This is a genomic window from Burkholderia sp. FW306-1C-G01B, assembly GCF_058781685.1.
The window spans coordinates 423,147-434,070 of record NZ_JBYSWZ010000001.1 but is presented as its reverse complement, the minus strand read 5'-3'; the positions used below and the strand labels follow the sequence as shown (position 1 = coordinate 434,070).

The window sequence follows — 10,924 nt, the reverse complement described above, 5'->3', positions numbered from 1 at the left end:
TGGAACCAGTATGGCTTTCGACGGACACTCCCGGTACAAGCTCAATCGACCGGTAACGGATACGGAGTCATCGGCACAGCTGCACATCAACAAACCGTGTACTGACAGGGCAAAGAGCGCGGGTACGGTCTTCAAAGTAACCGATACCTACCTGGAGGTATGTGATGGCCTTTATCGTGAAAAGGGCTGGGGGTTACTGGCGTTTTCTACCGCTGGACTTCTCTTCTTCTGCCTAGTCGCGATGTTTATGTGGATAGCGACACACATGCCAATCGCTGTCCGGGCAAAAGGGCAGGAGGGTATTGTTTACTTCCTGCTGGCTATTTTCACATTAGCTGGAATTGGCGGGCTCGCAGTAACAGTGCGAGCGCTTCTCGTCGATTGCTTTAATTACACTCGCAAGCCTATACGGTTTAACCGCCTGGACCGCACGATATACGCCTTCCGTCACAATGGGCCAGGCGGCGTCTTCTCAGTTCCGTGGGATAGCGCATTTTTATATATTGAGCGCAAGCCCAAAGCTGGTCTCGCGGCAACCGCACCTCGTGTGGTCCGTTGCCTTGTGCTTAACGACAAGGGGGTGGTTGTCGGGACGTTCTCCGTCGGAAAGTACGTAGAGCTGGCATTTGACGAGAACAGCTCGGCTGGACAGCAGGCGATGGAAGAGCTCTACCAAGACTTTGAATACTATCGGCGCTTCATGGAAGAGGGGCCATCTGCCGTACCTCCGGTAGCCGAATTTCTCAGTACAGAAGTCTCGTTCCGAAATTCTCTAAAGTTGCAGTTCGACGGCGCATCAGACCTGTTGAAGTCGGGGAATCTGGTTATGTCTCTGGTGACGGTTATTGCTGCGCTACCGACACTCGTCCTTGCGGTTGCCTACTACATCGCGCAACTGACCTGTCGCGAACCAGTGTGGCCCGAGGAGGTCGAGCGGGCGTGCAACGCTGCGACGCCGTCCAACGGGCTTACAGCATGAGCCGACGGTTCATTCGTCAGGGCGATAAGACCGACCGCAGTGGGGTTGTGGTTGACGGTATCGCAGGGACCTCGTTTCAAGGTCAACCTTTCGCATATCTGGGCGCCTCCGTTCAGTGTCCGGCCTGCGGCACGACGGGCGTCATCATAAGCGACGGCTCCCCACGTTCGATGACGATGATGGGTAAGCAGGTCGCATTGGAGAACGATTTGTGCCAATGCAAATGTGAACCATTACCGAAGCTGGTAGCGTCGCAGATTCTTGGCTCCATAAAGACATAACAGCCACCTCGACGTTTCGGAGGAGCGTGATCTATTTTCGGCTACTGGGCTATCGAGGTTGCTGCCCTCGCGTACCTGCCGGAGCTGGACGACCCATCGTTGCGCGAGCACATCGTCTACCCGTTGGACCTTGTGGACTTCGCGCGCACGTTTCAGGAACCAACCCAGTCGACCACAGTTTCGGTTGCGCCTGCAACCGTTCGCACCGGGCAGATTTGTCCCGAGACGGGCATCTGGAAGGCACAGGGTCACCACGCGCCTGGCGTGATGGTGCAGCAGGGCGAGCGCATGCCTGATGTTTTCGCACCAGATAAAAGCGGATCATAGGGGGGCGCGAGCTCCGTTTTTTTTCGCAATTCTGGAGCTATGGAAAAAGCGTTCCGTGCCCTGTCCAGCAAGGTTTTTTAGGGGAATTTGACTCCCTCCGCGGAACGCTTCTAACGGAGATCGCGGAACGCTTTCATTTCTCGCGAACACGTGCTCACCGTAGAGCAGATGTCATCACTCCACCGTCACCGACTTAGCCAGATTCCGAGGCTTATCAATATCCGTCCCCCTTGCCAACGCAGCGTGATACGCCAGCAACTGCATCGGCACCGTATGCAGAATCGGCGAAAGCGGCCCGTAGTACTCGTTGAGCCGAATCACCTCGATCCCGTCACCCGGCACCAGCCCACAGTCCACATCCGCAAAGACAAAAAGCCGCCCGTTCCGCGCACTGACTTCATGCATGTTCGACCGTAGCTTCTCAAGCAGCATGTCATTCGGCGCCACAGCAATCACCGGCATCTCGTTACTGACCAACGCAAGCGGCCCATGCTTTAACTCCCCCGCCGGATAAGCCTCCGCGTGGATATAAGAAATCTCCTTCATCTTCAACGCACCTTCAAGCGCGATCGGGTAATGCATCCCGCGTCCGAGAAACAGCATGTTGTCGCGTCGCGCGAGCAATTCCGACCACGCCATGATCTGCGGCTCCAGCGCGAGCACCTTCGACATCGCATCGGGCAGGTGCCGCAGCGCACGCAGATGTTCCTTCTCTTCTTCATCACTCAACCGCCCGCGCACCTGAGCAAGCGACAACGTCAGCAAGAACAACGCAACGAGCTGCGTCGTAAAAGCCTTCGTCGAAGCCACCCCGATCTCGATCCCCGCACGCGTCACGAACTGCAGCGCACATTCGCGCATCAACGCACTCGTCGCGACGTTGCAGATCGCGAGCGTATGCATCATCCCGCGCTGCTTCGCGACATGCACCGCGCCGAGCACGTCAGCCGTCTCGCCGCTCTGCGACACCGCGACAACCAGCGTGCGCGGATTCGGCACGCTGTCGCGATAACGAAACTCGCTGGCAATTTCAACGCTCGCCGGCAGCTTCGCGATGCTCTCGATCCAGTACTTCGCGGTCAGCGCCGCGTGATAGCTGCCGCCGCACGCGAGCAGCAGCACCGAGTCGACTTCATTGAACACGCGCCACGCACCGTCGCCGAACAGCTCGGGCATGATCGACGCGACGTCGAGCAGCGTATCGGCCACCGCCTGCGGCTGCTCGAAGATCTCCTTCTGCATGTAGTAGCGGTACGACCCGAGATCGGCCGCACCGCTATGCGCGGCGACCCGCTGCACCGTGCGCTCGACGCGCTGGCCGGCCGCATCGACGATCCAGTAGCGATGCAGCTGGATATCGGCGACGTCGCCGTTCTCCAGATACGCGATGCGATCGGTGATGCCCGACAGCGCAATCGCGTCGGACGCCAGGAAATTCTCGCCTTCGCCGACGCCGACCACGAGCGGCATCCCGTCGCGCGCGCCGACGATGCGGTGCGGCTCGTCGCGGCACATCGCCGCGATCGCGTAGCTGCCGCGCAGTCGCGCGACCGCGCGCCGCACCGCATCGAACAGGTCGCCGTCGTACAGGTGGTCGATCAGGTGTGCGATCGCCTCGCTGTCGGTCTGGCTCGCGAACACGTAGCCGTGTGCCTGCAGTTCCGCACGCAACTGGTCGCAGTTCTCGATGATCCCGTTGTGCGACAGCGCGATGCGCGCGTTGGTGTCGCTCGGCGAGAAGTGCGGATGCGCGTTGAGCGTGACGGGTGCGCCATGCGTGGCCCAGCGCGTATGCGCGATGCCGGTGTAACCCGACAACGCATGCTCGGCGATCTCGCGCTGCAGGTTGGCCACGCGATCGACGCTGCGGGCACGTGCCAGCGCACGGTCGCGGTAGACCACGACGCCGCACGAATCGTAGCCGCGGTATTCGAGCCGCTTCAGGCCGTCGACAAGGTTCGGCAGGATGTCCCGCTGGGCGACCGCCCCGACAATTCCACACATATCGCGCTCCGTAAATGTCCTGTCTGGATCAGTGAGAGCGATGGTAGAGGCGGTTGAATGGAATTAAATTTCAAAATATCGACATAAATGAAACGACGCGTAGATCGTCTATCATGTTGAAATTAAATTTCACGCCCTGACCGGAAGGAGCCGCCGATGGCCGGCATCACCCTCGACGATCTCGACCTGCGCATCCTCGCGATCCTGCAGGACGACGCGTCGGTGTCGAACCTGCAACTGGCCGAGCGCGCGCTGTCGTCGCCGCCGACCTGCATGCGTCGCGTGCGCCGGCTGACGGAAGCCGGCGTGATCCGCCGGCAGGTCGCGGTGCTCGATCCGGTCGCGATCGGCACGGCCGTCACGGCGCTGATCGAGATCAGCCTCGACCGGCAGACGGCCGAAGACTACGACGCGTTCGAAGCGTACGTCTGCGCGGAGCCGGCCGTCACGCAGTGCTACCGCGTGTCGCCGGGGCCCGATTTCGTCGTGGTGGCCGATCTGGCCGACGTCGCCGAATACGACGAATTCGCGCGGCGGCTGTTCACCGGCGCATCGAACGTCCGCAACGTGCGGACGTTCTTCTCGACGCATCGCGCGAAATTCGAGGCGAACGCGCGGGTCACGCATGCGATGCGCAAGCGCGCGTGATCGCGTCGTTCGCGTGACATCAGGCAATGGCCGCGTCCGCCAGTTGCAGCGGCTTGCCGTACCCGAAGCAATGGGCCGGTTCCGGAAACACGCGCTGCCGCACGTCGTGCGCGTACTGGCGGATCGCGTCGCGCATCACCGCATTCGCATCGGCGTAACGTTTCACGAAGCGCGGCGTGTATGCATCGAACGCGCCGATCATGTCCTCGGTCACGAGCACTTGTCCGTCGCACGCGGGCGATGCGCCGATGCCGATCGTCGGGATCGTCAGCGTTGCAGTCAGGTGGCGCGCGAGCGCTTCGGCGGTGCCTTCGATGACGACGCTGAACGCGCCGGCCCGCTCGGCCGCGCACGCGGCGTCGAACACCTGCGCGGCCGAACGCGGGTCCATGCCCTGCGCGCGGAAGCCGCCCGTCGCGTTGGCCTGCTGCGGCATCAGGCCGACATGCGCCATCACCGGTATGCCGCGCTCGGTCAGGAAGCGGATGGTGTCGGCCATCTCGCTGCCGCCTTCGAGCTTCACGGCCTGCGCGCCGGTTTCGGCGAGCAGCCGCGCGGCGGAGCGATAGGCCTGCGCGGGCGATTCCTGGTACGTCGAGAACGGCAGGTCGACGACGACGCACGCCTGCGCGGCGCCGCGCACGACGGCCGCACCGTGTGCAATCATCATGTCGAGCGTGACGCGCAGCGTATCGGGCATCCCGTACAGCACCATGCCGACGGAGTCGCCGACGATGATCACGTCGGCCACGTCGTCGACGAGCTTCGCCATCGGCGCGGAATACGCGGTCAGCGACACGAGGCTGCCGATGCCTTTGGTCGAACGGATCGCGGTGACGGTCTTGCGGGTGGTGCGGGTATGAGCGCTCATGTTCGGAAGCCGTGTGAAAGAAGAGCCGCCACGGTAGCATCGCACTCGTTCGTGCAATGACCTTCGGAGGACGTCTTATGTTGCTGGCGGGACAATCGGGTGACCCTTATGCAGTGCCGCCGATGGCGCGCCTGCCGAGGCCGCTGTACGTGCGTGCGTTCGGGATTCCCGGCAACGTGAGCGTGGACGCGCACAGTCATCCGTGGGCCCAGCTGATGTATGCGACGAGCGGCGTGCTCGAGGTGTCGACGCCGTCGGGCCGGCAGCTGCTGCCGCCGCATTACGCGATGTGGATTCCGCCGCATGTGCCGCATGCGGTGACGACGCGCGATTGCGTCGCGTTCCACAGCCTGTATCTCGACGAAGCGATCGCACGCAGCGATGCGAACGACGATTGCGCGATCCTCTGCATGACGCCGCTGCTGCGCGAGCTGGTGATTGCCACGGCCGAATTGCCGGTGAACTACGACGAAGCGGGGCCGGACGGCGCGCTCGTACGCCTGATCGCCGACCGGATCGCGCGGATGCGGCCGGCGCCGCTGACGGTGCCGCTGCCGCGCGATCCGCGCCTGCTGAAAATCGCGCGCGCGTTGCATGCGCATCCGGGCGATACGCGCAGTCTCGACGAATGGGGCCATCAGGTCGGCGCGACGCGGCGCACGCTGTCGCGGCTGTTCCGGCAGGACACGGGGCTGTCGTTTACCGAATGGCGGCAGGCCGTGCGGCTGCTCGCGTCGCTGCCGCTGCTCGATGCCGGCGAGCCGATCGGCGCGGTGGCCGCGCAACTGGGCTACGACTCGACGTCGTCGTTCATCGCGCTGTTCCAGGCGAAATTCCGCATGACGCCCGGTGCGTATGCGAAGCGTGAAGCGCGCCGGCCTGTATTGAACGCGTGATGCGGCCACGCGTGCCGCGCCGCGCCGTCACTCAGAACGCGAGCGCTGTCTGCACCGGATGATGTGCGCCACGCTCGAACCCGGCGCCTTCTAGCGACAGCAGCGCGCGCTTGCGGTCGATGCCGCCCGCATAACCGGTCAGGCTGCCCGACGCGCCGACCACGCGATGGCACGGCACCATGATCGACACCGGGTTCCGGCCGACCGCACCGCCCACGGCGCGCGCGGCGCTCATCGGCAACCCGACGCGTTCGGTGATGTCGCCGTACGACACGAGCTCGCCGAACGGAATCGCGAGCAGTTCCTTCCATACACGCCGTTGAAACGTCGTGCCGCGCAGGTGGATCGGCACCGAGAACGTTTCGCGCATGCCGGTGAAGTATTCCGCGATTTCTTCCGCGACCTTGCGCGCGATCGGCGAAGTGACGAGCGCGTTTGCTTCCGGCGCGATCGAAAGCGACGGGAAGTATTTCTGGCCGACGAAGAACAGGCCCGTCAGCGCATCGTCCTCGATGCGCACGGCGATGTCGCCGAGCGGGCTCGGAATCAGGTGAGCGGGAGTCATCGCAATACGTCTCCTTGAAGGCGCCACACATGCAATGCGGCATACGCGCGCCACGGCGCCCAGCGCGAGGCATGCGGCGCAGATGATGGCATGCGCAAGCGTTCGATGTGTTCGCCGCGTGCGGGAAGCAACGCATCGTCGGCCGGGAATGCATTCGGCCAGGCCATCGCACGCATCGCGACGTACTGCACCGCGCGCTCGTCGAAGCCGGGCATCGCGCGCAGCGCGGCGAGCGTCGCGTCGAGCGGCGCCATCGGTTCGAGTGCGAGCATGCCGTCGGTGACAGCGCGTGCGAGCGACAGGATCGCCTGCGCCGTTTCGCGCGTAATGCCGAGTTCTTCAAGCGCCGCCGGCGGCAGGGCGGACAGCGTCGCCGCGGGAGGCAGCGCATGCGTCAGCCCCGGCGGCGCGCCTTCTACCATCGTGCCGAAGCGTTCGGCGATGCGCGCGAGCACCGCACCCGCATGCGCGGCCGCGAGCTGTTCGCCCGCTATCGCGCGAAGTGCGATTTCGAGGCCATCGAACGCGCCGGGCACGCGCAAGCCGGGCGAGCCGCTCGCGAGTGCGCCGAGATGCGCGTCGATCACGTCGGGGCGGCTGTCGAGATCGAACAGCCGCCGCACGCGCGCGAGCACGGCCGGCACGACCGGCGTCAGCGCGGGCGACACGGTGACGGCCAGCGCGAAGCGCTGCGGCACATGCGCGACGGATAACCACCCGGTCAGGCGGCTGCCATCGTTGCGATTCGGCAATTCGACGACGCGCGCATAGCCTTGCGCGTCGATCCGCTCGACGCCGCCGATCTGCCGTTGCGCGAGAAAGCGCATCAGGTCGGCCCACGCGAACGGCGGCCGGTATGGCAGCGGGAACGTCATGTCGCCATCGGCGGACGCGCCGGACCCTTTGCGAAGCCGCAGCGGATTGAGGCCGTAGCGCTGCCGGAACAGGTCGTTGAAGCGCCGCACGCTGCCGAACCCGGCCGTCGATGCGACGACGGCCACCGGCAGCGCGGTGTCGGTCAGCAGCCGCTTGGCCATCAGCAGCCGGTGCGTCTGCGCGAACTCGACCGGCGATACGCCGAACTGCGCGGCGAAGATCCGGCGCAGATGGCGTTCGGTCACGCCGACGCGCCGCGCGAGCGCGTCGACGGAATGCTCGTTCAGGAAACCGTCCTCGATCAGCGTGGCGGTCGCATCGGCGAGATTGCCTGAGAGGTCGAGCAAGCCGTGACCGGGCGCGAGCTCGGGGCGGCAGCGCATGCACGGCCGGAAGCCGGCTTTCTCGGCGGCCGCGGCGGTCGGGTAATAGCTGCAGTTCTGCGCTTTCGGCGGCTTCACCGGGCAGACGGGGCGGCAATACACGCCCGTCGTCGCGACGCCGACGAAGAACCAGCCGTCGAAGCGGCGGTTCCGCGAAAGCAGGGCGTCGTAGCAGGTGTCGGGATCGAGGCGCATGAAACGACTGTAAACCATCCCCGTCATCGATTCTGGCTGGAATCGGACATGTGTATCGGCGTCCGTGCCCCGATTCGCGCGTTGGAAAATCCAGGAAAAACGGTTAATACCACTCTTCGAAACAGTCGTCTCTTTTACCGAGACCAATTTGAGATGACTCATCGAAATCCCCGACTGACAGCGTGCCGGCCGACGCCCTATGCTTTGAAAAACGTTTTCCAGATTGGTTGGCGATCGGCCGTGCCGCGATAGCGTGCGACGGCCGTCCGCCCCGGCGCCGATCGCCGGTCAACGAATATCGTGCGGCGCGACGGCGCGGCCGCGCATCGGAGACATTCATGCAATCTGCCGTCGTCGGCACGGTGCGCGCCGTCGCCAGTCGCTACCGCTGGACCGTCTGTGCGCTGCTGTTTTTCGCGACCGTCATCAACTACATGGATCGGCAGATCCTCGGCCTGCTCGCGCCGATGCTCCAGCACGACATCGGCTGGAGCCAGGTGCAGTACGGCCGCATCGTGATGGCGTTTTCCGCGTTCTATGCGCTCGGGCTGCTCGGCTTCGGGCGCATCGTCGACTGGCTCGGCACGCGTGTGTCGTATGCGGTGGCGATGCTGGTATGGAGCATCGCCGCGATGCTGCACGCGGCGGTCGGCTCGGTGACGGGCTTCGCGTTCGTGCGTGCGCTGCTCGGGATCGGCGAGGGCGGCAACTTCCCGGCCGCGATCAAGACGACGGCCGAATGGTTTCCGCGCCGCGAACGCGCGCTCGCCACCGGCATCTTCAACTCGGGCGCGAACATCGGCGCGGTGTTCGCGCCGGCGATCATCCCGGCGATCGCGGTGGCCTACGGCTGGCGCGCGGCGTTCGTGATCATCGGCGCAATCGGCATCATCTGGCTCGCGGTGTGGCTCGTGCTCTATCGGCAGGCCGACACGCGCGCGCTCGCCGCGGAATACGACGAGCCGCGCGACGAAGCCGAAGCGCTGGACGCTGCGAACGCGAACGCCGGCGCGCCGCGCTGGGGCGAGCTGATCCGCAAACGCGAGACGTGGGCGTTCCTGGTCGGCAAGTTCCTGACCGACCCGGTGTGGTGGTTCTACCTGTTCTGGCTGCCGAAGTGGCTCAACGAGTCGCGCGGGATGGACATGCAGCACATCGGCTTGCCGCTCGTCTGCATCTATGCGCTGACGACGGTCGGCAGCATCGGCGGCGGCTGGCTGTCGTCGATGCTGCTGCGCGCGGGCTGGAGCGTGAACCGCGCGCGCAAGACGGCGATGCTGATCTGCGCGTGCTGCGTGCTGCCGATCGCGTTCGTGTCGCAGGTGCAGAGCCTGTGGATCGCGGTGCTGATCGTCGGCCTCGCCGCCGCCGCGCACCAGGGCTGGTCGGCGAACCTGTTCACGACGGCCTCCGACCTGTTCCCGCGCCGCGCGGTCGCGTCGGTGGTCGGCATCGGCGGGATGGCCGGTTCGATCGGCGGCGTGCTGTTCTCGGAAGTGATCGGCCAGGTGCTGCAACGCACGGGCCACTACTGGGTGCTGTTCGCGATCGGCGCGCTCGCGTACCTGCTCGCGCTGGCGATCATGCACGTGCTCACGCCGAAGATGAAGCCCGCAAAACTCGACGCTTGATCGTATGTCGGCGAACGAATGCGCCGCTTAGTGCGGCGCGTTTTCTTTTTGGGGCGCGGGACAGGTGACTCAACCGGCCGCTGCCGTCGACGCGCGCATGATCAGCCGCGGCTCGAACGTCGAATAACTCGCATCGGTGCGCCCCGCGAGCGCGTCGATCAGCTTCTGCATCGCGAGCTCGCCCATGTTCTCGCTCTGGATGTCGACGGTGGTCAGCGCGGGCGCCGCGTATTCGCCGTACGGCACGTTGTCGATGCCCGCGACCGACACGTCCTGCGGCAGCCGGAAGCCGAGCGACGCGGCTTCCTTCATGAAGCCGAGCGCGATCAGGTCGTTGTAGCAGATCACGGCCTGCGGGCGCTGCGGCCCGAGCATCACGCGCGAGCACGCGCGTTCGCCGGCTTCGGCCGTCGGCGCGTGCGCGTCGTGCACGTCGAGCGTGAGCCCCGCTTCGGCGAGGCAGTCGCGCGCGCCCTGGATCCGTTCGTCGTTCACGCGTGCCGTGCCGAAGCCGAGATACGCGATGCGCGTGTGCCCGAGATTGAGCAGGTGGCGCGCGAGCATGTAGGTCGACAGCCGGTTGTCGATGCCGACGCTCGGAATCGGCAGGCCGGGGCTGCGGCGCAGCAGCACGAGCGGCTTGTTGAGATCGAGCATCCAGCCGGCCTCGTCGTCGGGCATCCGCGTGCTGACGATCAGCCCGTCGACGCGCTGCGCGAGCGCCTCGATCAGCGAGCGTTCGCGTGCCTGGTTCTCCTCGGTATCGACGAGCAGCAGCGTGTAGTCGTGCTGCAGCGCGATCCGGTTCGCGCCTTTGACCACATTCGTGAAGTGCGGGTTGCTGATGTCGAGGATCACGAGGCCGATCGTGCGCGTGCGCCCGGTGATCATCGAACGCGCGAGCGGGTTCGAACGGTAGCCGAGCCGGTCGATCGCCTCCTTGAGCCGCGCTTCGACCGCCGGCGAGAAGCGCTGCGTGCCGTTCACGTATTTCGATACCGTCGCGACCGACACGCCGGCTTCCGCGGCCACGTCGCGGATCGTCGGGGAAACTTTTTTCATCGGAAGGGTAACGTTTTCGTTCGATAACGCCGGATTGTGGCAGAAAAAGCCGGCACGCGGCCACGCGCCGATATCGGGAAAGTGCGGATGGCTGCGAACAGGTTCGACCATTGACGTTCGGTTGCGGTCCCGCGTATAGTTGGAAAACGTTTTCCGATTCGACGTAAAAACCGGATCGGAGTCCAGGTCAGATTCAAGGAGAAGGA

General features: G+C 64.8%; 11 protein-coding genes. 6 read left to right on the top strand and 5 right to left on the bottom strand.

The window, feature by feature from the left end; genetic code table 11:
• The first annotated feature begins 10 nt into the window (after positions 1–10).
• Genes AC3WLY_RS01935 through AC3WLY_RS01925 form a run of 3 tightly spaced genes read left to right on the top strand, consistent with a single transcriptional unit; the run spans position 11 to position 1,587 of the window.
• Complete coding sequence (locus tag AC3WLY_RS01935) at positions 11–979, top strand: DUF6708 domain-containing protein (RefSeq protein WP_492309589.1); 969 nt, start codon at positions 11–13, stop codon at positions 977–979.
• The gene (locus AC3WLY_RS01930; RefSeq protein ID WP_492309588.1) at positions 976–1,260 is read left to right on the top strand and encodes a PAAR domain-containing protein; all 285 of its coding nucleotides are present in this window, start codon (positions 976–978) and stop codon (positions 1,258–1,260) included. The genes AC3WLY_RS01935 and AC3WLY_RS01930 overlap by 4 nt, the downstream gene beginning before the upstream one ends.
• Before the next feature lie 33 nt (positions 1,261–1,293).
• A complete protein-coding gene (locus AC3WLY_RS01925) occupies positions 1,294–1,587 on the top strand; it encodes a PoNe immunity protein domain-containing protein (RefSeq protein WP_492309615.1) in 294 nt (97 codons plus the stop codon).
• A 174-nt stretch (positions 1,588–1,761) separates the two neighbouring features.
• On the opposite strand, the gene glmS is transcribed toward AC3WLY_RS01925, so the two are convergent.
• Entirely contained in the window at positions 1,762–3,591 is a 1,830-nt protein-coding gene (glmS, locus tag AC3WLY_RS01920; protein WP_492309587.1) for a glutamine--fructose-6-phosphate transaminase (isomerizing), read from the bottom strand.
• 156 nt (positions 3,592–3,747) lie between these two features.
• On the opposite strand from glmS, the gene AC3WLY_RS01915 reads away from it, so the two are divergent.
• The gene (locus tag AC3WLY_RS01915) at positions 3,748–4,239 is read left to right on the top strand and encodes an Lrp/AsnC family transcriptional regulator (protein WP_021160045.1); all 492 of its coding nucleotides are present in this window, start codon (positions 3,748–3,750) and stop codon (positions 4,237–4,239) included.
• Positions 4,240–4,258: 19 nt separating this feature from the next.
• On the opposite strand, the gene panB is transcribed toward AC3WLY_RS01915, so the two are convergent.
• Complete coding sequence (gene panB / locus AC3WLY_RS01910) at positions 4,259–5,110, bottom strand: 3-methyl-2-oxobutanoate hydroxymethyltransferase (RefSeq protein ID WP_492309586.1); 852 nt, start codon at positions 5,108–5,110, stop codon at positions 4,259–4,261.
• A gap of 77 nt (positions 5,111–5,187) precedes the next feature.
• Here panB and AC3WLY_RS01905 point away from each other — a divergent pair, with 77 nt between their 5' ends.
• The gene (locus AC3WLY_RS01905) at positions 5,188–6,006 is read left to right on the top strand and encodes an AraC family transcriptional regulator (RefSeq protein ID WP_492309585.1); all 819 of its coding nucleotides are present in this window, start codon (positions 5,188–5,190) and stop codon (positions 6,004–6,006) included.
• Between the two features lie 31 nt (positions 6,007–6,037).
• Here AC3WLY_RS01905 and AC3WLY_RS01900 read toward each other — a convergent pair whose 3' ends face one another.
• Together AC3WLY_RS01900 and AC3WLY_RS01895 are read right to left on the bottom strand one after the other, a co-directional pair.
• A complete protein-coding gene (locus AC3WLY_RS01900) occupies positions 6,038–6,571 on the bottom strand; it encodes a methylated-DNA--[protein]-cysteine S-methyltransferase (RefSeq protein WP_175964261.1) in 534 nt (177 codons plus the stop codon).
• Positions 6,568–8,043, bottom strand: coding sequence for a DNA-3-methyladenine glycosylase 2 family protein (locus AC3WLY_RS01895; RefSeq protein WP_492309584.1), 1,476 nt, complete (start codon positions 8,041–8,043; stop codon positions 6,568–6,570). Before AC3WLY_RS01895 ends, AC3WLY_RS01900 begins: the two co-directional genes overlap by 4 nt.
• A 320-nt stretch (positions 8,044–8,363) precedes the next feature.
• On the opposite strand from AC3WLY_RS01895, the gene AC3WLY_RS01890 reads away from it, so the two are divergent.
• Positions 8,364–9,656, top strand: coding sequence for an MFS transporter (locus AC3WLY_RS01890; protein ID WP_204422331.1), 1,293 nt, complete (start codon positions 8,364–8,366; stop codon positions 9,654–9,656).
• 69 nt (positions 9,657–9,725) lie between these two features.
• Here AC3WLY_RS01890 and AC3WLY_RS01885 read toward each other — a convergent pair whose 3' ends face one another.
• Entirely contained in the window at positions 9,726–10,829 is a 1,104-nt protein-coding gene (locus tag AC3WLY_RS01885; RefSeq protein WP_072438426.1) for a LacI family DNA-binding transcriptional regulator, read from the bottom strand.
• Positions 10,830–10,924 lie beyond the last annotated feature (95 nt).